The sequence below is a fragment of the Streptomyces sp. NPDC046860 genome, assembly GCF_040645115.1.
In the GTDB taxonomy this organism is placed as follows: Bacteria; Actinomycetota; Actinomycetes; order Streptomycetales; family Streptomycetaceae; genus Streptomyces.
This window is the reverse complement of record NZ_JBEYXQ010000004.1, coordinates 230,716-252,511: the sequence shown is the minus strand read 5'-3', so window position 1 is coordinate 252,511 and position 21,796 is coordinate 230,716. Positions and strand designations below refer to the sequence as shown.

14 protein-coding genes are annotated in these 21,796 nt (G+C 71.8%); 6 read left to right on the top strand and 8 right to left on the bottom strand.

Annotated features, from left to right (window positions below; all coding sequences use genetic code 11):
* Positions 1–527: 527 nt before the first annotated feature.
* Together ABZ898_RS08655 and ABZ898_RS08650 are read right to left on the bottom strand one after the other, a co-directional pair.
* A complete protein-coding gene (locus ABZ898_RS08655; protein ID WP_361654400.1) occupies positions 528–1,826 on the bottom strand; it encodes a citrate synthase in 1,299 nt (432 codons plus the stop codon).
* Between the two features lie 132 nt (positions 1,827–1,958).
* Complete coding sequence (locus ABZ898_RS08650) at positions 1,959–4,277, bottom strand: ATP-dependent RecD-like DNA helicase (RefSeq protein WP_361654397.1); 2,319 nt, start codon at positions 4,275–4,277, stop codon at positions 1,959–1,961.
* Between the two features lie 179 nt (positions 4,278–4,456).
* On the opposite strand from ABZ898_RS08650, the gene ABZ898_RS08645 reads away from it, so the two are divergent.
* The 4 genes from ABZ898_RS08645 to ABZ898_RS08630 are packed head-to-tail and all read left to right on the top strand — an operon-like array spanning position 4,457 to position 9,938.
* The gene (locus ABZ898_RS08645) at positions 4,457–5,515 is read left to right on the top strand and encodes a LacI family DNA-binding transcriptional regulator (RefSeq protein ID WP_361654394.1); all 1,059 of its coding nucleotides are present in this window, start codon (positions 4,457–4,459) and stop codon (positions 5,513–5,515) included.
* Positions 5,512–7,056, top strand: a complete 1,545-nt coding sequence (locus tag ABZ898_RS08640; protein WP_361654391.1) for a sugar ABC transporter ATP-binding protein — start codon at positions 5,512–5,514, stop codon at positions 7,054–7,056. The genes ABZ898_RS08645 and ABZ898_RS08640 overlap by 4 nt, the downstream gene beginning before the upstream one ends.
* On the top strand, positions 7,046–8,998 hold the full coding sequence (locus ABZ898_RS08635) for a substrate-binding domain-containing protein (protein WP_361654388.1): 1,953 nt from the start codon (positions 7,046–7,048) through the stop codon (positions 8,996–8,998). Before ABZ898_RS08640 ends, ABZ898_RS08635 begins: the two co-directional genes overlap by 11 nt.
* Positions 8,999–9,029: 31 nt before the next feature.
* Positions 9,030–9,938 carry a ribokinase gene (locus ABZ898_RS08630; RefSeq protein ID WP_361654386.1) on the top strand — a complete coding sequence of 303 codons (909 nt, stop codon included), beginning with the start codon at positions 9,030–9,032 and terminating at the stop codon, positions 9,936–9,938.
* A gap of 178 nt (positions 9,939–10,116) precedes the next feature.
* Here the strand turns inward: ABZ898_RS08630 and ABZ898_RS08625 are convergent, their stop codons facing one another.
* The 6 genes from ABZ898_RS08625 to ABZ898_RS08600 all read right to left on the bottom strand — a co-directional run bounded on the left by ABZ898_RS08625 (position 10,117) and on the right by ABZ898_RS08600 (position 19,929).
* The gene (locus tag ABZ898_RS08625; protein ID WP_361654383.1) at positions 10,117–11,958 is read right to left on the bottom strand and encodes a glycoside hydrolase family 3 protein; all 1,842 of its coding nucleotides are present in this window, start codon (positions 11,956–11,958) and stop codon (positions 10,117–10,119) included.
* A 161-nt stretch (positions 11,959–12,119) separates the two neighbouring features.
* Positions 12,120–13,553 (bottom strand): S28 family serine protease, encoded by a 1,434-nt coding sequence (locus ABZ898_RS08620; protein ID WP_361654380.1) that lies wholly within the window; start codon positions 13,551–13,553, stop codon positions 12,120–12,122.
* 87 nt (positions 13,554–13,640) lie between these two features.
* Complete coding sequence (locus tag ABZ898_RS08615) at positions 13,641–14,030, bottom strand: hypothetical protein (RefSeq protein ID WP_361654377.1); 390 nt, start codon at positions 14,028–14,030, stop codon at positions 13,641–13,643.
* A gap of 105 nt (positions 14,031–14,135) precedes the next feature.
* Positions 14,136–17,855: an ABC transporter ATP-binding protein gene (locus ABZ898_RS08610; protein ID WP_361654374.1), complete on the bottom strand. Its 3,720-nt coding sequence runs from the start codon at positions 17,853–17,855 to the stop codon at positions 14,136–14,138.
* 89 nt (positions 17,856–17,944) lie between these two features.
* The gene (locus ABZ898_RS08605; protein WP_361654371.1) at positions 17,945–18,958 is read right to left on the bottom strand and encodes an esterase-like activity of phytase family protein; all 1,014 of its coding nucleotides are present in this window, start codon (positions 18,956–18,958) and stop codon (positions 17,945–17,947) included.
* 53 nt (positions 18,959–19,011) lie between these two features.
* Complete coding sequence (locus tag ABZ898_RS08600; RefSeq protein WP_361654368.1) at positions 19,012–19,929, bottom strand: serine hydrolase; 918 nt, start codon at positions 19,927–19,929, stop codon at positions 19,012–19,014.
* Positions 19,930–20,135: 206 nt separating this feature from the next.
* On the opposite strand from ABZ898_RS08600, the gene ABZ898_RS08595 reads away from it, so the two are divergent.
* Both ABZ898_RS08595 and ABZ898_RS08590 read left to right on the top strand, forming a co-directional pair.
* Positions 20,136–20,834: an alpha/beta hydrolase gene (locus ABZ898_RS08595; RefSeq protein ID WP_361654365.1), complete on the top strand. Its 699-nt coding sequence runs from the start codon at positions 20,136–20,138 to the stop codon at positions 20,832–20,834.
* A 123-nt stretch (positions 20,835–20,957) separates the two neighbouring features.
* Entirely contained in the window at positions 20,958–21,761 is an 804-nt protein-coding gene (locus ABZ898_RS08590; RefSeq protein WP_361654362.1) for an endonuclease, read from the top strand.
* Positions 21,762–21,796: the final 35 nt, after the last annotated feature.

Sequence of the window (21,796 nt, the reverse complement as noted above, 5' to 3'; positions counted from 1 at the left end):
CGGGCGAGGAGAAGTAAGAGTCCCCCTGGAGTCCGGCGCGCACCTCACATAAGCTCTTCACAAGGCTCGCGCATCTTCCTTACGCTTGGGTCCCGATCCCCGTATCGGGGCTCTTGCGCACCTATGGGACGTATGCAAGAGACGCAAGTCACAGTGACGCGAACGTAACCATCGAAGGGGTTCGAAGGTCTAAGTTGGCGGTGTCAGTCCAGCGTCTTGGGGGGCGCCGGCTGGCATCTGGAGTCGTCTTGGGGGACTTCTCCAGAGATGCGTTGCCGGGGCACGTACACCGGGGAGCTTTGAGCGGCCCTCCCAGCGTGCGCTGTCCCGGCAGACCGCAACCGTTTCATGTCACTGGAGCACGACGGGTCCGCCCGTCCTGCTCAGGCGGCGAATTCAGGCGCTGCCCTCCGAGCGCCCGGCCCGGATCCCGTGGGGGGAATCCGCACCGGGGCATGGGAAGGCGCCCTGGACGTCGGCCCGTGGGGGGACCGACGCCAGGGCGCCTTCCGCTTTTTCCTGAGCTTTTAGCGCTGCTCGACCGGGACGAAGTCCCGCTCGACGACGCCCGTGTAGATCTGGCGCGGGCGGCCGATGCGCGAACCCGGCTCCTTGATCATCTCGGTCCACTGGGCGATCCAGCCCGGCAGGCGGCCGAGGGCGAACAGGACCGTGAACATCTCGGTCGGGAAGCCCATGGCCCGGTAGATCAGACCGGTGTAGAAGTCGACGTTGGGGTAGAGGTTGCGCGAGACGAAGTAGTCGTCGGAGAGCGCGTGCTCCTCCAGCTTCAGCGCGATGTCCAGCAGCTCGTCGGACTTGCCGAGCGCGGAGAGGACGTCGTGCGCGGCGGCCTTGATGATCTTGGCGCGCGGGTCGAAGGACTTGTACACCCGGTGGCCGAAGCCCATCAGGCGGACGCCGTCCTCCTTGTTCTTCACCTTGCGGATGAAGGAGTCGACGTCGCCGCCGTTGGCCTGGATGCCCTCCAGCATCTCCAGCACCGACTGGTTGGCGCCGCCGTGCAGCGGGCCCCACAGCGCGTTGATGCCGGCGGAGATCGAGGCGAACATGTTGGCCTGCGAGGAGCCGACCAGGCGGACCGTGGAGGTCGAGCAGTTCTGCTCGTGGTCCGCGTGCAGGATGAGCAGCTTGTCGAGCGCCGAGACCACGACCGGGTCCAGCTCGTACTCCTGCGCCGGGACGGAGAACGTCATGCGCAGGAAGTTCTCGACGTAGCCGAGGTCGTTGCGCGGGTAGACGAACGGGTGACCGATCGACTTCTTGTACGCGTACGCCGCGATCGTCGGGAGCTTGGCGAGCAGGCGGATGGTGGAGAGGTCGCGCTGCTTCTCGTCGAACGGGTTGTGGCTGTCCTGGTAGAAGGTGGACAGCGCCGAGACGACCGAGGACAGCATGGCCATCGGGTGGGCGTCGCGCGGGAAGCCCCGGTAGAAGTTCTTGACGTCCTCGTGCAGCAGGGTGTGCCGCGTGATGTCGTCCTTGAACTTGGCCAGCTCGTCGACGGTCGGCAGTTCGCCGTTGATGAGCAGGTACGCCACCTCGAGGAAGGTGGAGCGCTCGGCGAGCTGCTCGATCGGGTAGCCGCGGTAGCGGAGGATGCCCGCCTCGCCGTCGAGGTAGGTGACGGCGGATTTGTAGGCGGCGGTGTTGCCGTAGCCGCTGTCCAGGGTCACCAGACCGGTCTGGGCGCGGAGCTTCCCGATGTCGAAGCCCTTGTCACCGACGGTGCTGTCGACCACCGGATAGGTGTACTCGCCGTCTCCGACCCTCAGTACTACGGCGTTGTTGGTGTGCTCGCTCACGTCTTCCCTCACCGACTTAGTGCCTCATCTTCGAGGTGCCCTGACTGTCTCTACCATCCCCCATTTGGCTCAGGAGAGTGCACTCGGGGTCGCCACTTGGCCCATTGGCGGCACTCAGTGCCGCCAACCTGCTCATCCTGCCCGCTGGACGGGGGTTCCGGAAGTGCTCTGTGACCTTCGTGACTCATTTGATCGATCATTTTTGCCGACGAGTCTGAAGTCGAGCGCCGTACACCGCCGTCCGGCCGACACCGTGCGCACGGCCTGCCCGATCGCCTTGCGCGAACCCACCAGCACGACCAGCCTCTTGGCGCGGGTGACCGCCGTGTACAGCAGGTTCCGCTGGAGCATCATCCACGCCCCCGTGGTGACCGGGATCACCACCGCCGGGTATTCACTTCCCTGGGAGCGGTGAATGGTCACGGCGTACGCGTGGGCCAGTTCGTCCAGTTCGTCGAACTCGTACTCCACCTCCTCGTCCTCGTCCGTCAGCACCGTCAGACGCTGCTCGACCGGATCGAGTGAGGTGACCACGCCGACGGTGCCGTTGAAGACACCGTTCTCGCCCTTGTCGTAATTGTTGCGGACCTGGGTCACCTTGTCGCCGACCCGGAAGACCCGGCCGCCGAACCGCTTCTCCGGCACGTCCGGGCGGCCCGGGGTGATGGCCTGCTGGAGCAGCGCGTTGAGGGCGCCGGCGCCCGCCGGGCCCCGGTGCATCGGGGCGAGGACCTGCACGTCCCGGCGCGGGTCGAGGCCGAAGCGGGCCGGGATGCGGCGGGCGGCCACGTCCACGGTGAGCCGGCCGGCCTCCTCGGTGTCGTCCTCGACGAAGAGGAAGAAGTCCTTCAGCCCGTCGGTGAGCGGGTGTTGCCCCGCGTTGATCCGGTGCGCGTTGGTGACCACACCGGACTCCTGGGCCTGGCGGAACACCCGGGTGAGCCGGACCGCGGGCACCGGGCTCCCCTCCGCCAGCAGGTCGCGCAGCACCTCCCCGGCGCCGACGCTGGGCAACTGGTCCACATCGCCGACGAAGAGCAGGTGCGCGCCCGGGGGTACGGCCTTGACCAGCTTGTTGGCGAGGAGGAGGTCCAGCATGGACGCCTCGTCGACCACCACGAGGTCGGCGTCCAGCGGGCGCTCGCGGTCGTAGGCGGCGTCCCCGCCGGGCTTCAGCTCCAGCAGCCGGTGCACGGTGGACGCCTCGGCGCCGGTCAGCTCGGCCAGCCGCTTGGCGGCGCGTCCGGTGGGCGCGGCGAGCAGCACCTTGGCCCGCCGGGCGCGCGCGAGTTCGACGACCGAGCGGACGGTGAAGGACTTGCCGCAGCCGGGGCCGCCGGTGAGGACGGCGACCTTCTCGGTGAGCGCGAGCCGGACGGCCGCCTCCTGCTCGGGGGCGAGGTCGGCGCCGGTACGGCCCCTGAGCCAGCCGAGCGCCTTGTCCCAGTTCACGTCCCGGAAGACCGGCATCCGGTCCTCGCCGGTGCGCAGCAGGCGCGACACCTGGGCGGCGAGGGAGAGTTCGGCCCGGTGGAAGGGGACGAGGTACACGGCGGTGACGGGCTCCCCGCCGTCCGGTCCGGGCACCTTCTCCCGTACGACGCCGGGCTCCTCGGCCTCCTCGCCGGGGGCGGCCAGCTCGGCCAGGCACTCGATGACCAGGCCGGTGTCGACCTGGAGGAGCTTGACCGCGTCCGCGATGAGGCGCTCCTCGGGGAGGTAGCAGTGGCCCTGGTCGGTGGACTGGGAGAGGGCGTACTGCAGGCCGGCCTTGACGCGTTCGGGGCTGTCGTGCGGGATGCCGACGGACCGCGCGATCCTGTCGGCGGTGAGGAAGCCGATGCCCCAGACGTCGGTGGCGAGCCGGTAGGGCTGGTTCTTCACCACGGAGATCGAGGCGTCGCCGTACTTCTTGTAGATGCGCACGGCGATGGAGGTGGAGACCTCGACGCTCTGGAGGAAGAGCATCACCTCCTTGATCGCCTTCTGCTCCTCCCAGGCGTCGGCGATGCGCGCGGTGCGTTTGGGGCCGAGGCCGGGGACCTCGATCAGGCGCTTCGGCTCCTCCTCGATGATCTTCAGGGTGTCCAGGCCGAAGTGCCGGGTGATCCGGTCGGCGAAGACCGGGCCGATGCCCTTGACCAGGCCGGAACCGAGGTAGCGGCGGATTCCCTGGACGGTGGCGGGCAGGACCGTCGTGTAGTTCTCGCAGGTGAACTGCTTGCCGTACTGCGGATGCGAGCCCCAGCGGCCCTCCAGGCGCAGCGACTCCCCCACCTGGGCGCCGAGCAGCGCGCCGACCACGGTGAGGAGATCACCGCCGCCTCGGCCGGTGTCGACGCGGGCGACGGTGTACCCGGTCTCCTCGTTGGCGTAGGTGATGCGCTCCAGCACGCCTTCCAGCACGGCCAAATGCCGTTCGCCGGTGGGGTTTCCCGTCTTCTGCGCCATGGGGTGACGGTACCGGCGGGGGCCGACAGCGAGCCCCGGACCGGGTTCGCTCATGTGAGCGGGGTTCATCACAATCCGATTTCAGCCACTGCTGAGGGGGTTGTCCCGAGGCCGTGTAATCGATTCCAATCCTCCGGACACGTCGTTGAAAACGATTCCACAAGGAGGTGGAGCCGTCGATGGCGAGCATCAAGGACGTCGCCGCGGCGGCGGGTGTCTCCGTCGCCACGGTCTCGCGCGTGCTGAACGCTCATCCCTCGGTGAGCGCCGAGGCGCGCTCCCGTGTGCTGGCCGCCGTGGCCGCGCTGGGCTACCGGCCCAACGCCGTGGCCCGCTCCCTGCGCACCGACCAGACCCACGCGCTCGGCCTGGTGATCGGCGATGTGCTGAACCCGTACTTCACCGAGCTGGCCCGCTCGGTGGAGGAGGCCGCCCGCGACCTCGGGTACAGCGTGATCATCGGCAACGCCGACGAGCGCCCCGACCTCCAGGACCATCACGTCCGCACCCTGCTGGACCGCCGGATCGACGGTCTGCTGGTCTCCCCGGCCCCCGGTGACTCCCCGCTGCTGCTCGACGCGGCCAGCGCGGGCACCCCGGTGGTCTTCGTGGACCGCTGGATACCCGGTGCCGAGGTGCCGGTGGTCCGGGCCGACGGGCGCCGGGCGGTACGGGACCTGGTGGCGCATCTGCACGGGCTCGGGCACCGGCGGCTCGCGATCATCGCGGGCCCGGCCGGCACCACGACCGGCAGCGAGCGGGTGTCCGCCTTCCGGGACGCGATGGCCGCGTACGGGCTGCCGCTGGCGGCCGAGTACATCGGCCACGGCGACTTCCAGGCGGCCAGCGGCCGGCGGGTCACCGAGAGGTTCCTCGCGCTGCCCGAGCCGCCCCGGGCGGTGTTCGCCGCCGACAACCTGATGGCGCTGGGCGCGCTGGACGCCATCCGGGCGCACGGGCTGCGGGTGCCGGACGACATCGCGCTGGCGGTGTTCGACGACATCCCGTGGTTCGTGCACACCGAGCCGCCGATCACCGCCATCGCCCAGCCCACCGGCGACCTCGGCCGGGCCGCCGTGCGCGCCCTGGTCGACCGGATCGAGGGCCGGACCGCGCGGTCCGTCACCCTCGACGCCCGCCTGGTCGTGCGCCGCTCCTGCGGTGCCCCGGCCGCCGTACTCGTCCCTCCCCCGTCCCCCGCAACAAGGAGCAACCCCGTGCAGAGGAGCACACCGTGAGCGATCCCGACGAACTGCTGCGCGTCGAGGGCGTCCGCAAGGCGTTCCCCGGTGTGATCGCCCTGGACGGCGTCGACTTCGCCCTGCGCCGGGGTGAGGTCCATGTCCTGCTCGGCGAGAACGGCGCGGGCAAGTCCACCCTGATCAAGACCCTCTCGGGCGCCTACCAGCCGGACTCCGGGCGCATCCTGGTCGACGGCACCGAGGTCCGGGTGCGCGGCGCCCGGGACGCGGAGGCGCTCGGCATCGCCACGATCTACCAGGAGTTCAACCTGGTCCCCGATCTGACGGTGGCCGAGAACATCTTCCTGGGCCGCCAGCCGCGCCGGTTCGGCATGGTCGACCGCAAGCGGATGGAGGCCGACGCCGAGGCCCTGCTGAAGCGGGTCGGGCTGGACGTGTCCCCGCGCACCCGGGTGCGCGAACTCGGCATCGCCCGGCTGCAGATGGTGGAGATCGCCAAGGCGCTCAGCCTCGACGCCCGGGTGCTGATCATGGACGAGCCGACCGCGGTGCTCACCTCCGAGGAGGTGGGCCGGCTGTTCACGCTGGTGCGCACGCTGCGCGCGGACGGCGTCGGCATCGTGTTCATCACCCACCACCTGGACGAGATCGCCGCCCTCGGCGACCGCGTCACCGTGATCCGGGACGGCCGCAGCGTCGGCCAGGTCCCGGCGTCCACGCCCGAGGACGAACTCGTACGCCTCATGGTGGGCCGCTCCATCGAGCAGCAGTACCCGCGCGAACGCCCCGAGCGGGGCGAGCCGCTGCTCGCGGTGGAGGGGCTGACCCGTGACGGGGTCTTCCACGACGTGAGCTTCGAGGTGCGCGCCGGTGAGGTCGTCGGCATCGCCGGACTGGTCGGCGCGGGCCGTACCGAGGTCGCGCGGGCGGTGTTCGGCGCCGACCCGTACGACGCGGGCACGGTCAAGGTGCGCGGCACCGCGCTGCGGCGCCACGACGTGGACGCGGCGCTGAGCGCCGGGATCGGTCTGGTGCCCGAGGACCGCAAGGGCCAGGGTCTGGTGCTGGACGCCTCCGTGGCGGAGAACCTGGGTCTGGTGACCCTGCGGTCCTCCAGCCGGGCCGGGCTGGTGGACCGCAAGGGCCAGCACGAGGCCGCCGGGCGGATCGCCGAGCGGCTCAACGTGCGCATGGCGGGCCTCGGCCAGCACACGCGCACCCTGTCCGGCGGCAACCAGCAGAAGGTCGTCATCGGCAAGTGGCTGCTGGCCGACGCCCGGGTGCTGATCCTCGACGAGCCGACGCGCGGCATCGACGTCGGCGCGAAGGTGGAGATCTACCAGCTCGTCAACGAACTCACCGCGGCCGGTGCCGCCGTCCTGATGATCTCCAGCGACCTGCCCGAGGTGCTCGGCATGAGCGACCGGGTGCTGGTGATGGCCCAGGGCCGGATCGCGGGCGAGCTCGACGCGTCCGAGGCCACCCAGGACACCGTCATGTCCCTCGCCGTGGGCACCCCCACGGCCGACCCCACGACCGACCCCAGTAGCGAGACGGAGGCCCCCGGTGGCCACTGACACCCTCAAGAGCCGGGCGGACTCCGGCAGTTCCACGGCGGGCGGCTTCGGCCGGCTGCTGCTCGACAACGGCGCGCTGACCGCGCTGATCGTCCTCGTCATAGCCCTGTCGGTGCTGTCGGGCGACTTCCTGACCACCGACAACCTGCTCAACATCGGTGTGCAGGCGGCCGTGACGGCGATCCTCGCCTTCGGTGTGACCTTCGTGATCGTCTCGGCGGGCATCGACCTGTCGGTGGGTTCGGTGGCCGCGCTGTCGGCGACCGTGCTGGCCTGGAGCGCCACCTCGCACGGCGTCCCCGTCGCCCTCGCGGTGGTCCTGGCGCTCGCCACGGGCATCGCGGCGGGCCTGGTCAACGGCTTCCTGACGGCGTACGGGAAGCTGCCGCCGTTCATCGCCACGCTGGCCATGCTGTCGGTGGCGCGCGGTCTGTCGCTGGTGATCTCCGGCGGTGTGCCGATCCCGTTCCCGGACTCCGTCTCCCACCTCGGGGACACCCTCGGCAGCTGGCTGCCGGTGCCGGTGCTGGTCATGGTGGTGATGGGGCTGCTCGCGGCGTTCGTGCTGGGGCGGACCTACATCGGCCGGTCCATGTACGCGATCGGCGGCAACGAGGAGGCCGCGCGCCTCTCCGGCCTCAGGGTGAAGCGGCAGAAGCTCGCCGTGTACGCGCTGTCCGGTGTGTTCGCGGCCGTCGCCGGTGTGGTGCTGGCCTCCCGGCTGTCCTCGGCGCAGCCGCAGGCGGCCGACGGCTACGAGCTGGACGCCATCGCGGCCGTCGTCATCGGCGGTGCCTCGCTGGCGGGCGGCACCGGCAAGGCGTCGGGCACCCTGATCGGCGCGCTGATCCTGGCGGTGCTCCGCAACGGCCTCAACCTGCTCTCGGTCTCCGCGTTCTGGCAGCAGGTCGTCATCGGTGTGGTCATCGCGCTGGCGGTGCTGCTGGACACCGTGCGCCGCAAGGCCGGGGCCACCCCGGTGGCGGCCGGTACCGGCGGCGGGAACCGGGGCAAGCAGGCGGCGACGTACGGGCTCGCGGCCGTGGTGACGGTGGCGATCGTCGGCGCGACCTCCTTCCTGCACAATGGCTCGGCCCCGGCGAACCCGAAGCTGGGTCTGTCGCTGTCGACGCTGAACAACCCGTTCTTCGTGCAGATCCGGGACGGCGCGCAGGCGGAGGCGAAGAAGCGGGGCGTGGACCTCACCGTCACCGACGCCCGTGACGACGCCTCCCAGCAGGCCGACCAGCTCCAGAACTTCACCAGCTCCGGCTACGGCGCGGTCATCGTCAACCCGGTGGACTCCGACGCGGCCGGCAACTCGGTGAAGGCCGCGGGCAAGGCGGACATCCCGGTGATCGCGGTGGACCGCGGCGTCAACAAGGCGAAGGTGGCCGCGCTGGTCGCCTCCGACAACGTGGCGGGCGGCGAGCTGGCGGCGAAGTCGGTCGCGGAGAAGCTCGGCGGCAAGGGGAAGATCGTCGTCCTCCAGGGCCAGGCGGGCACCTCCGCCGCGCGTGAGCGGGCCCAGGGCTTCGCCCAGGGGCTGAGGAAGTACCCCGGCATCAAGGTGCTGGCCCAGCAGCCCGCCGACTTCGACCGGGCCAAGGGTCTGGACGTGATGTCCAACCTGCTCCAGGCCCACCCCGACGTGCAGGGCGTCATCGCGGCCAACGACGAGATGGCCCTCGGCGCGATCAAGGCGCTCGGCTCCAAGGCGGGCAAGTCCGTGCAGGTCGTCGGCTTCGACGGCACCCCGGACGGACTGAAGGCGGTCGAGGGCGGCACGCTGTACGCGTCGGTGGCGCAGCAGCCGAGCCAGCTCGGCCGGATCGCCGTCACCAACGCCCTCAAGGCGCTCGACGGCGGCAGGCTCGCGCCGATGGTGAAGGTGCCGGTGAAGGTCGTCACCCGGGAGAACGTGGCCGGCTTCACCGGCTGACCGCGCCTCCATATCTCTGTAGGGAGCCTTGATGTACGACTACGACCTGCTGGTCGTGGGGTCCGCCAACGCCGATCTGGTGGTCGGGGTGGAGCGGCGGCCGGGTGCCGGGGAGACGGTGCTCGGCGGCGACCTGGCCGTCCACCCGGGCGGCAAGGGCGCCAACCAGGCGGTCGCCGCCGCCCGCCTCGGCGCCCGTACGGCGCTGCTGGCGCGGGTCGGCGACGACGGCCACGGCCGGCTGCTGCTGGACTCGCTGCGCTCGGCCGGGGTGGACACCTCGGCGGTGCTGGCCGGCGGGGCGCCGACCGGGGTCGCGCTGATCACCGTCGACCCGTCCGGGGACAACAGCATCGTGGTCTCCCCCGGCGCCAACGCCCGCCTCACCGAGGGCGACGTCCAGGCGGCGGCCGGGGTGCTGGGCGCGGCGCGGGTGGTGTCGGCGCAGCTGGAGATCCCGCTGGAGACGGTGTCGGCCGTGGTGCGGGCCCTGCCCGAGGGCACCCGGTTCGTGCTGAACCCGTCCCCGCCGCGTCCGCTGCCCGCCGAGGTGCTGGCCGCCTGCGATCCGCTGGTGGTCAACGAGCACGAGGCCCGGGTGCTGCTCGGTGACGGGGAGAGCGGTGACGATCCGGCCGGGTGGGCCCGCGGCCTGCTGGCCCTCGGCCCGCGCTCGGTGGTGGTGACGCTGGGCGCGGAGGGCGCCCTGGTCTGCGACGCCTCGGGTGTGCGGGCGGTGCCGTCGCTCCCGGTGGACGCGGTGGACACCACGGGCGCCGGGGACGCGTTCACGGCCGCGCTGGCCTGGCGGCTGGGCGCGGGCGGGGAGTTGCCGGAGGCGGCCGCCTACGCGGCCCGGGTGGGCGCCGCGGCGGTCACCCGGCGCGGGGCCCAGGAGTCCTACCCGACGGCGGCGGAAGTGCCGCCGCCCGCCGCCTGACATGTTTCGAGGGGGCGTGCCCGGTCGATGCGACCGGGCACGCCCCCTCGGCTTTCCCCCTGTGCGCCGGAGCTTCGCGATCCCCCCACGGAATCCCCCCCCGAAGCCCTGACGGGTAGTACGACACCGAAGGGCGGCGAAGGGTTGCACGATCCGCGGAAGTTTTTTTCGCGGGCTCCTAGTAGGTCAGTCCGTGGCCCAGTGGATACAGGATTTGTGCCGGGTCGTCCGCCCGCGCGACCGGCACCGGGAGCTTGCCGCGCGGCTTCACCCGGCCCGCGATGACCCGTGCGGCGGCGCGGAGTTCGACGTCGGTCCAGCAGTAGGCGGCCAGGTGCGCCTTGACGTCGGCGAGCTGGGCGGCGTCGTACGGGTTGCGGATCGCCAGCGCGACCACCGGGCGGCCGGTGGCCAGCAGGCGCTGGACCAGGGTGCGCTGGGAGCTGGACGCGGTCACGTTGTACGTGGCCACGACCACCGCGTCGGCGTCCTGCGCGGCGGCGACCGCCCTGGTGACGGCGTCCGCGGTGGGCGCGGTGCCGGTGGACAGCGCCGTCGCGGTGAAGCCCAGTTCGGTGAGGGCGGTGGCCAGGACCCCGGTGGGCGGTCCGGTGGTGCCGGACGGGGAGGCCGGGTCGGCGCCGACGACCAGCACCCGGGGCTGCCTGCGCCGGTCCAGCGGGAGCAGGCGCCCCTCGTTGGCCAGCAGGGTCGTGGTGCGCTCGGCGATGCGGTCGGCGGTGGCCAGGTGCCGCTCGACGCCCACGGTCCGGTCCACACCGGCGTGGGTGACACGGGTGCCCTTGAAGAGGCCGAGCCGCGCCTTCATCCGCAGGATGCGCAGAACCGATTCGTCCAGCCGGGCCACGGTCAGCTCCCCGCCGCGGACGGCGGCCAGCACCGCGTTCCAGGCCACCTCCATGGAGGGCGGGTTGAGCAGCTGGTCCACCCCGGCCTTCAGCGCCAGCACCGGCACCCGGTCGTCGCCGTACTTGGTGCGGACGCCTTCCATGCCGAGGGAGTCGGTGATGACGACGCCGTCGTAGCCGAGTTCGCCGCGCAGGATGCCGGTGACGATCGGGTGGGAGAGGGTCGCGGGGTCGCCGGAGGCGTCGAGCGCGGGGAACTGGATGTGCGCGGTCATGACCGAGTCGATGCCCGCGGCGACGGCGGCCCGGAAGGGCACCGCGTCCAGCTCGTCCCACTGCTCCCGGCTGTGGGTGATGACGGGGAAGCCGGTGTGGCTGTCGACGGCGGTGTCGCCGTGGCCCGGGAAGTGCTTGGCGGTGGCGGCGACCCCGGCCGACTGGTAGCCCTTCACCTCGGCCGCCACCAGGGCGCCCACCAGTTCCGGGTCGGCGCCGAAGGACCGTACGCCGATGACCGGGTTGGCCGGGTTGACGTTGACGTCGGCGTCCGGCGCGTAGTCCTGGTTGACGCCCATCGCGCGCAGTTCGGCGCCGGAGACGCGGCCGGTGGTGCGCACGTCGGTGCGCGAGCGGCCGGCGGCGAGCGCCATGGCGCCGGGGAGCAGGGTGGCGGGCTTGCCGATCCGGCAGACGGCGCCGTGCTCCTGGTCGGTGGCGACGAGCAGGGGCAGCCCGCGGGGGCGGGACAGCGAGGAGTGCTGGAGCCCGTTGGACAGGTCCGCGATCTGGTGGGGGTCGCGGGTGTTGTGCGCCCAGGTGAAGTAGATGATGCCGCCGACCCGGTACCGCTCGATCAGCTCGTCGGCGGTACGGACGCCGAGTTCCTTGAGGTTGGCGTCGATGTCGGCCTGGTCGGGGGCGGTGGCGGAGTGGCCGTAGATCCGGGAGACGAAGAGCTGGCCGACCTTCTCCTCCAGCGTCATCCGCGCGATGACCGCGCGCAGCGCCGCGTCGCCCGGGGTGGCGGCGTGGGCGGTGCCGGAGGCGGTGGGGACGGCGAGGGCGGCGCCGAGGCCGGCCGTCGCCGCGAGGAGGGCCCGTCGTGAGGTCCGTGCGGTGTTTCCCGTGCTTCCCGTGCTGGCGTGGTGCACGTGCGCCCCTTCCGAAGGAGAACCGCTGAAGGAAACTTTCGGAAGTCACCAATATCCGGGAAGTTTCTTTCCGTCAAGGGAACTCACGGGGCGTCACCCACCGCGGCGGGAAACGGCGGAGGGGGCGCCGGACGGACCCGGCGCCCCCTCCCCCGGCCGTCCTACGGGCGCAGCGCGGGCTCGCGCTCCGCGTCACGGACGTCGAGCCCGCTGTCGAAGCGGGCCAGCGGCCTGGCCGCCGACGGGTCCGACTGGACCGCCGGGGACGCCACCCCGGCCCACTTCAGGATGCGCGCGGTGGCGAAGGCCCGCTCGTCGGCGACGAGCCCGGCGACGTTGGCGCCGTGGTTCATGCCGGGCGCGGTGAACACGTGGGAGTCACGGGCGCCCGCGCCGGGGCGGAACCGCTCCGAACCCCAGGGGTCGTTCTGCCCGTACACGAACAGCATCTGCCGGGCGTGGTGCCTGACCCAGGTGTCCACGTCCCGCATGGCGCCCTTCTGGAAGCGCATCGGGATGGAGCGGGGCACGAAGTTGCGCGGCGGCTGGTAGCCGTAGCGGATCAGCTTCCGCTCGATGTGCGGGAAGCCGATGGTGGGCGCGCCGAGCTGGGTGCCCGCCTGGTAGTAGTACGGCGTGTACTGCTCCAGGCCCTGGTCGGTGTAGGCGGAGAAGCCGGAGATGGTGTCGACCGAGTCCCAGATCGCGTCGTCGCTCGCGGTGGGCGCGCCGGCCGGGACCGAGTCGCAGTCGGCGAGGCCGCTGTACTGCCAGAAGCCCCACACGTAGTCGAGGACGACGGCCTCGTACGCCTTGTCCAGGGAGCCGATGGTGGTGAAGGTGTAGCCGTTGTCGGCGGCGTACTGCGCGTACCGCTTCTCCAGCGCCTCGCGGCGGACCAGGGCCTCACGCTGTACGGCGTTCAGCTTGTCGCGGCACTCCTTGGTGCCGACGCCCGCGAAGAAGCGGTCGTAGGCGGAGTCCTCGTCGTTCACCACGTCGTTGGGGGCGACGTAGGCGACCACGCCGTCCATGTCGCGGGGGTAGAAGCGCTCGTAGTAGGTGGCCGTCATACCGCCCTTGGAGCCGCCGGTGGCCAGCCAGTTGGCGGAGTACAGCGGCTTCAGCGCCTCGTGGACGGCGTGCTGGTCGCTGGCGGCCTGCCAGATGTCCAGCTTGGACCAGTCGGCCGGGGCCGGGCGGGACGGGGTGAAGAAGCGGTACTCCAGCGAGACCTGGTTGCCGTCCACGATCTGGGTGGGCTCGCGGCGGGACGGCGTGGTGGAGACGTTGTAGCCGCTGGTGTAGAAGACGGTCGGGCGGCTCACGTCCTTGTGCAGCACGGTGATCCGCTGCTGGAAGGTGCCCCTGGCCGGGTGCCGGTGGTCGACCGGCTGGGTGAAGTTCAGGACGAAGTAGCGGTAGCCGGTGTACGGCTTCTCCTCCACCAGGCTGATGCCGGGTATCGCCAGCAGCCGGTCCTTGATGTCCGTGGGTGCCGGCGGTGCGGCGGTGGCCGCCCCCGCTGTGCCCGCCGTGCCCAGTGTGCCGATGAGCACCGTGAGCGCCAGCAGCCATCTCAGCGCCTTGCGCATGCGCACTCTCCCCTGTGAGACAGATGTCCGCCGGAAGCTATCCGAGCAACTGCCTTCACACCAGAGGGGATTGGCCGGATCGTGCGATCAGCACAGAATCCAGCCGGAGCTGACCGTCCCCGTGCCGACCGCTCCGCGCACCTTGACGCACCGGTGCCCGGCGTGGACGGTCACGGGTCCGGCGTGGTGCCGGTAGCGGCCCCGGTCGGTCACCGGGCGGCCGCCGCGCGCCTGCACGCTGACCAGGAGGACGCGGGTGCCGGGCTTCGCGGCGACGGTGGTGGCGCAGACGTAGCCGTCGTCGCGGTAGAGGTGCACGGTGCCGGTGGAGAAGCGCAGGGCGCGCACCTCGCGCCCCGCGCACCGGACGCCGCCGGCCGCCTCGGCCGTCCCCGGGGCCGCGAGGGCGAACGCCCCGGACAGGGTCAGCGCCGTCGCACCGAGCGCCGCCCATCGCCGTACCGCACCGCCGTCCACGGCCGTCCTCCCCCGCCCCATGGGCACACTTTTCGATCTCCGTACTGATGTACGGACGCGTCCGGTGTGCCGGATGGTTGCACGGCCGTCAGGGAAACGCGCCGCTCAGGAGGTCACACCGACCGGCTCCTCCGGCTCCGGCCGCCCCGTGAAGGTCCGCCACATGTCGGCGTACCGGCCGTCGAGGGCGAGGAGTTCGGTGTGGTGACCGTCCTCCACGACCCGGCCGTGCTCCATCACCACGACCCGGTCGGCGCGGGCGGCGGTGGTCAGCCGGTGGGCCACCACCAGGGTGGTGCGGCGGCCCGCGAGCCGGTCGGTGGCCTGGTTGACCTGCGCCTCGGTGGCCAGGTCCAGCGCGGCCGTCGCCTCGTCCAGCAGCAGCACGTCGGGGTCGACCAGCTCGGCGCGGGCGAGCGCGATGAGCTGGCGCTGGCCGGCCGAGAGGTTGCGGCCGCGCTCGGCGACCTCGTGCAGATAGCCGCCGTCCAGGGTGGCGATCATCTCGTGCGCGCCGACCGCCCGCGCGGCCGCCTCCACCTCGGCGTCGGTGGCGTCGGGCCGCCCGTAGGCGATGGCGTCCCGGACCGTGCCGGGGAAGAGGTACGCCTCCTGCGGCACCACCCCGAGCCGGTGGCGGTACGAGGTGAGGTCGAGGGCGCGCAGATCGGTGCCGTCGGCGGTGACCCGGCCCGAGGTCGGGTCGTAGAACCGGGCGACCAGCTTGACCAGGGTCGACTTGCCCGCGCCGGTCTCACCGACGAAGGCGACGGTCTGCCCGGCCGGGATGGCCAGGTCGATGCCGGTGAGCGCCTCCTCCTCGTCGCCGTAGGCGAAGGCCACGCCCTCGAAGGCGATGTCGCCGCGCAGCGAGAGCACGTCCAGCGGGGCGTCGGCGGCCCCGGTGGACGCCGGTTCGCGCAGCAGTTCCTGGATGCGGCCCAGCGACACGGTGGCCTGCTGGTAGCCGTCGAAGACCTGGGAGAGCTGCTGCACGGGGGCGAAGAACAGGTCGATGTAGAGCAGGTAGGCGACCAGCGCGCCGGTGGTCAGCGTGGCCGCCTCCACCCGCCCGGCGCCCGAGATCAGCACGGCGGCGGCCGCGACCGAGGACAGCAGCTGCACGAACGGGAAGTAGACGGAGATCAGCCACTGGCCCCGTATACGGGCCTGCCGGTAGGAGTCGCTGCGCTCGGCGAACCGGCGCCCGCCGTCCCGCTCGCGGCGGAACGCCTGCACGATCCTGAGGCCGGCCACCGACTCCTGGAGGTCGGCGTTGACCACGGAGACCCGCTCCCGCGCCAGCTCGTACGCCTTCACGCTGGCCCGGCGGAAGAAGAAGGTGGCGATGATCAGCGGGGGCAGCGTGGCGAACACGACCAGCGCCAGCCGGACGTCCAGCACCAGCAGGGTGCCCATGATGCCGAAGAAGGTGACGACCGAGACGAACGCGGTGACCAGGCCGGTCTGCAGGAACGTGGACAGCGCGTCCACGTCGGTGGTCATCCGGGTCATGATCCGGCCGGTCAGCTCGCGCTCGTAGTAGTCCAGGCCGAGCCGCTGGAGCTGGGTGAAGATCTTCAGCCGCAGCGCGTACAGCACCCGCTCGCCGGTGCGGCCGGTCATCCGGGTCTCGCCGTACTGCGCCGTCCACTGCACCAGCACGGTGAGCAGGCCGAGCAGGGAGGCCGCCCACACCGCGCCGAGGGCGGTCCGGGTGACGCCCTCGTCGATGCCGTGCCGGATCAGCACCGGCAGCAGCAGGCCGGAGCCCGCGTCCACGGCGACCAGCAGCAGGCTGATCAGCAGGGGGCGCCCGAAGCCGTGCAGCAGCCGGCGCAGGCCGTAGGAGTCCTCGGCGCGCACCGCGCGGGCCTCGTCGACGTCCGGGGTGTCGGTGGCCGGGGGCAGCGCCTCGACCTGGGCGAGCAGCTCGGGGGTGGCCGGGGTGCCGGAGAGGGTCTCCTCCCGCGGGGTGCGGTCGCCGGTCCACAGCCGGGGGGTGACCCCGCGCTCGGCGTCGAACTCGGCGTCCAGCTCCTCGCGGACGGAGGTGTCCTCGGCCGGCTCGGCCGGGCGGGCGTGGCCCGGGGAGGGGGCGCCCAGCTCGTCGGGGTCGGTGAGCAGCCTGCGGTAGAGCGCACAGCGCTCCTGGAGTTCCGCGTCGGTGCCGACGTCGACCAGACGGCCGGCGTCCAGCACGGCGATGCGGTCGGCCAGGCCGAGGGTGGAGCGGCGGTGGGCGACGAGGAGGGTGGTGCGGCCCGCCATGACCTGGGCGAGCGCCTCGTGGATCTCGTGCTCGACGGTCACGTCCACCGCCGAGGTGGCGTCGTCCAGCACCAGCAGGCGGGGGTCGGTGAGCAGGGCGCGGGCGAGCGCGAGGCGCTGGCGCTGGCCGCCGGAGAGGGTCAGGCCGTGCTCGCCGACCTTGGTGTCGTACCCCTCGGGCAGCTCGGAGACGAAGCGGTCGGCCTGGGCGGCGCGGGCGGCGGCCTCGATCTGGTCCTGGCCGGCGTCGGGGCGGCCGTAGGCGATGTTCTCGCGGACGGTGGCGGAGAACAGGAAGGAGTCCTCCGGGACCAGGCCGATCGCGGCCCGCAGCGAGTCGAGCGTCAGCTCGCGCACGTCGCGGCCGCCGACCAGGACGGCGCCGTGGGTGACGTCGTAGAAGCGCGGGAGCAGCAGGGAGAGGGTGGACTTGCCGGAGCCGGAGGAGCCGACCACGGCCAGGGTCTCGCCGGGCCGGATCTCCAGGCTGAGCCCGTCGAGCACCGGGCGCCCGGGGTCGTAGCCGAAGGAGACGTCGTCGAACTCGACGGAGGCGGGCGCGTCGGCCGGGAGGGTCCGGGTGCCGTCCTTCAGGGACGGCTCGGTGTCGATCAGCTCCAGCACGCGTTCGGTGCCCGCGCGGGCCTGCTGGCCGACGGTGAGCACCACGGCGAGCATCCGGACCGGGCCGACGAGCTGGGCGAGGTAGGTGGAGAAGGCGACGAAGGTGCCCAGCGTGATGTGCCCGCGCACCGCGAGCCAGCCGCCGAGGGCCAGCATGGCGACCTGGCCGAGCGCGGGGACGGCCTGGAGGGCGGGGGTGTACCTGCTGTTCAGCCGGATGGTGCGCAGCCGCCCCGCGAACAGCCGGCGGCCGACCTCGCGCAGCTTCCCGGTCTCCTGCTCCTCCTGCCCGAACCCCTTCACCACGCGTACGCCGCTCACCGCGCCGTCGACCACGCCCGCGACGGCGGCGGCCTGGGCCTGGGCGTACCAGGTGGCGGGGTGCAGCCGGGTCCGGCTGCGGCGGGCTATCCAGCCGAGGGCGGGGGCGACGGCGAGGGCGACCAGGGTCAGCGGGAGCGAGAGCCAGGCCATGATGCCGAGCGAGATCAGGAAGAGCAGGACGTTCCCGATGGTCATCGGGAGCATGAACAGCAGGCCCTGGATCAGCTGGAGGTCGCTGGTGGCGCGGCCGACGACCTGCCCGGTGGACAGCTCGTCCTGGCGGCGGCCGTCGAGCCGGGTGATCGTGTCGTACATCCCGGTGCGCAGGTCGTGCTGGACGTCCAGCGCGAGCCGGCCGCCGTAGTAGCGGCGGACGTAGGTCAGGGCGTAGATCAGCACGGCGGCGGCAAGCAGGGCGCCCGCCCAGGGGGCCATGTCCCGGGTGTGGTCGCCGATCACGTCGTCGATGATCACCTTGGTGATCAGCGGGACCACGGCCATGACGGCCATCCCGCCCAGGGAGGCGCCGAGCGCCAGGACGACGTCCTTCGGATGGCGCCAGGCGTAGCCCGCCAGTCGTCGTGCCCATCCCCGTTGCGGTCCCACGCGGGTGTCCTCCGTCTGCCTGCCCGATCTTCCGTGAGGCACAAACAAGGGGGTGCGAGGGGGTATTCCGGGGGATTTCCGGGGGAGGGTCAGCCGGTGCCGGGTGCCGTCACGCGGAGCCGGTACAGGCGGGTCGTCTGGGACGGGTTCTGGTTGTCGTCGCTGACGAGGGTCACCTTCAGCCGGTGCGCGTGGTCCCGGCCGGTGACGGCCATGCCCTCGATGTTGTCCAGCAGCGGGTTGGGCTGGGGCTGGCGGGCGGTCGCGCCGAGGCTGGGGCAGTCGGCGAGGTCGGCGAGCGGGGTCCTGCCGAGGGGGCGGACTCCGGGCTGCCCGGTGAGGTGCCCGACACGGGAGGTGTCGGTGGCGTGGCGGAGGTCGGCGAGGCTGAGCCGGACGGTGTTGCCGACGCCCGCCTCGAAACCGCGCTCCAGGACGAGGAGGCGGCCGTCGGGAACGGCCCGCACCTCGGACACGCCCAGCGCGGGGCCGTCCGTCCGGTACGCGTACTGCGCGCCCGGCCGGAACCGGCCGTGCTCCCGCGTCCAGGTCTGGAAGCGGACGGTGCCGGGGTCGTCCCCGGCGAGGGCGTACTCCATGGACGCGAGGAGGGTGCGGCCGCCGGGGAGGAGGGTGAGGCCCTCGAAGGTCTGGTTGGCGGTGGCGCGCCCGGCGGGGGCGACCTGGAGGTCCGCCGGTACGGGGAGCCGCTCCAGGAGCTTGCCCTCACGGGAGTAGCGGCGTACGGAGGGCTCGGTCTCGGAGGTGACCAGCATGCTGCCGTCCCGGTCGACGGCCAGTCCCTCGGAGTCGAGGCCGCCGGGGAGCGTCACGGCCCCGGTCGGGCCCTTCGCGCCGAGGCGGAACAGGGTGGACCGGTCCGAGAGCGCGGCGAGCGAACCGTCGCGGTCGACGGCGAGGGCGGAGAGGTTGCCGACGTAGGCCCCGTCGAAGGTGGTCTTGTCGAGGGCGTCGGAGAAGCCGTCGATGGCGACGGAGGCTGAACAGGCGTGTTTCTGGCGGCTGTCGGCGTCCGCGTTCGCGGTGCCGGTGGCGGCGAGGGTGGCGGCGGCGAGGGCCGCGAGCACGGTTCGGGTGCGCATGCCGGTCACCGTAGGGCCGCGCGGTGACCGGCGGGAGAGCGCCCGGTGAAGGATCAGCCCTGCGGCGGGGCCTCGACGAACGCCTCGCGGGGCGTGTCGGTGGGGACGTACAGGGCCGTCTTCGACGCGGTCGGGACGAGGTCCTTGTGGACGGCCCTGGAGACGTTCTGGATGGTGGCGACGCCGTAGTCCATCGAGCTGTTGTCCTGCGTCAGCACGGTGATGGTGTAGTCGTGGCCGGCGCCGTTGAAGGTGCCGAGGCTGTGCACGCGCCAGCCGTGGGTGGCCCGGCTGAGCCAGCCGTTCTTGACGTGCACGGCGACGGTGGAGGGGGCGCCCGCGGGGGTGCCCCAGCGCTGGGAGGAGACGACCTGGCCCATCAGCTTCAGGATGTAGGCGCGGGAGTTGTCGCTCAGCACCGAGTTCTTGGCGGTGACGAGCTTGAGCAGCTTCTGCTCGTCGGTGACGTTGATCTGGGTGAGCCCCCAGTAGCCGTCGGCGCCGGGCGTGGTCTTCGTCATCCCGGCGGCCGACAGGAAGCCCTTGATCTTCGTCGTGCCCAGCTGCTTCCACAGCTTGCTGGTCGCGGCGTTGTCCGACTTCGTGATCATGGCGGTGGCGAGCGAGGCCTCGGTGCTCGTCAGGTACCGGTTCCGCTTCTTCGCGTCCCACAGCAGGGTCGCCAGCACGGTGACCTTGACGGTGCTGGCCGAGTCGTACGCGCTGGTCGCGCGCAGCGTGCAGGTGGTGTTGGTGCCGCGCTCGTACACCCCGAGCGCGACACTCCCCTTGCGGCCGGCGAGCGCGGCGTCGATGTCCTTGCTGAGCTTGGCGGCGAGGCCCGCCTTGGCCGAGGTGCAGCTCACCGAGGTGGTGGCGGAGGCCGGCGCGGCACTCACCACGGGTATGAGCAACGCGCCACCGAGCACGGCGGCGATCGCTCCCTTGCGTCCTGATGTCCGGTGCGTCATGCATCGGTTGACTCGTGGGGGTGGGGGAGGGTTGCACTGGCGTTCGTGAAGGTATGGGGGGCGGCTGGGGTCTTCGGGTCGACGGGCCTGCGGAGGGGACGAGGATGACGGCCTCACAGCGCGCAGGTGCGTCTGTCCGGCGCCGGTGTCCGTGAGCTGGAAAAAGGGGTCATCATCACCGCACGGTGAGCGGCTACGGTCAGCCCATGGTCAACTTCGTACTGGTGGCGGGCCTCCGCCTCGGCTCATGGGCGTGGGACGACGTCGTACCGCACATACGGGAGGCCGGGCACGGCGCGCATCCGCTGACGCTCTCCGGGGTCGCGGAGAGGCGGGGGACACCGGCCGGGCAGGAGATCCACGTCCAGGACATCGTGGACGAGGTCGTACGGCGGGATCTGCGCGATGTCGTGCTGGTGGGGCACAGTTACGCCGGTGTGCCGGTCGGGCAGGCGGCGCAGCGGATCGGGGAGCGGCTGGCCGGGGTGGTGTTCGTCGACTCCAGCGTCCCGGTCGACGGGAAGTCGTTCGTCTCGGTCTGGCCGGACGGCGGGGCGGAGATGACGGCGGCCATCGAGCGGAACCAGGGGTTCTGGCCGCCCGTCCCCGCGTCCCACTACGACGGGCACGGCCTCACCGCGGAGCAGATCGCACGGATCGTGGACGACTCCACGCCCCAGCCTGGCCTCCCGCTGACCGAGCCCGCCGTGCTGACCGAACCGCTCGGCTCGCTGCGGGCGACCTACGTCCTGTGCGGCCAGGCGGGGGACGAACCCGATGACGACGTAGTCCAGTTGGTGGCCGGCGGGCACTGGCGGCTGGTCCGGATGGACACCGGGCACTGGCCGATGTTCTCCCGGCCGCGCGAGCTGGCGCGGGTGCTGCTCGACGCGGCCGCCGAATAGGGCTCAGTACGCGCGGCTCGCCGGATCTCGACACACAAAAGCCACCTCTTCTTCACCGCCATGTATGCGTGTCCATGTCACGCTCGTTGTCCGCTCAATCAACCCGCGTAGATCGGCACCCTCATGCCCGTGACGCACATGCACCGTTGGAAGGCTCCGGCACTGGCCGTCTCGGCCCTGCTCGTCGGCCTCACCCTGCCCGCGGCGGTCGCCACCCCGGCAAGCGCGACGACGGCGGCGTACGACAGCACGTACTACAAGAACGCCGTCGGCAAGACGGGCGCGAGTCTCAAGTCCTCGCTGCACACCATCATCAGCAGCCAGAGCAAGATCTCGTACTCGGCGGTCTGGGACGCGCTGAAGGTCACCGACCAGGACCCGAACAACAGCAACAACGTGATCCTGCTCTACAGCGGCGTCTCACGCGCCAAGTCCCTCAACGGCGGCGACCTCGGCGACTGGAACCGCGAGCACACCTGGGCCAAGTCGCACGGCGACTTCGGCGAGGTGACCGGTCCCGGCACCGACCTGCACCACCTGCGCCCCGCGGACGTCCAGGTCAACAGCATCCGCGGCAACAAGGACTTCGACAACGGGGGCAGCGCGGTCAGCGGCGGGGGCGGCAGCCTCACCGACTCCGACTCCTTCGAGCCGCGCGACGCGGACAAGGGCGACGTGGCCCGGATGATCCTCTACATGGCGGTCCGCTACGACGGGGGCGACGGCTTCGCCGACCTGGAGCCCAACGAGAGCGTCAGCAACGGCAGCGCCCCGTACATCGGCAGGCTGTCCGTCCTCAAGCAGTGGAACGACGAGGACCCGCCGAGCGCCTTCGAGGAGAAGCGCAACCAGGTCATCTACGACACCTACCAGCACAACCGCAACCCGTTCATCGACCACCCGGAGTGGGTCGAGGCGATCTGGTGAGAGCGCGACGGTGGTGAACTCCCCCCTGTGGAAGG

Bases quoted from the DNA above. Each gene is read 5' to 3' on its own strand.
- ABZ898_RS08650 (WP_361654397.1), bottom strand. From the start codon at position 4,277: ATGGCGCAGAAGACGGGAAACCCCACCGGCGAACGGCATTTGGCCGTG.
- ABZ898_RS08645 (WP_361654394.1), top strand. From the start codon at position 4,457: ATGGCGAGCATCAAGGACGTCGCCGCGGCGGCGGGTGTCTCCGTCGCC.
- ABZ898_RS08630 (WP_361654386.1), top strand. From the start codon at position 9,030: ATGTACGACTACGACCTGCTGGTCGTGGGGTCCGCCAACGCCGATCTG.
- ABZ898_RS08620 (WP_361654380.1), bottom strand. From the start codon at position 13,553: ATGCGCAAGGCGCTGAGATGGCTGCTGGCGCTCACGGTGCTCATCGGC.
- ABZ898_RS08605 (WP_361654371.1), bottom strand. From the start codon at position 18,958: ATGCGCACCCGAACCGTGCTCGCGGCCCTCGCCGCCGCCACCCTCGCC.
- ABZ898_RS08600 (WP_361654368.1), bottom strand. From the start codon at position 19,929: ATGACGCACCGGACATCAGGACGCAAGGGAGCGATCGCCGCCGTGCTC.
- ABZ898_RS08595 (WP_361654365.1), top strand. From the start codon at position 20,136: ATGGTCAACTTCGTACTGGTGGCGGGCCTCCGCCTCGGCTCATGGGCG.
- ABZ898_RS08590 (WP_361654362.1), top strand. From the start codon at position 20,958: ATGCCCGTGACGCACATGCACCGTTGGAAGGCTCCGGCACTGGCCGTC.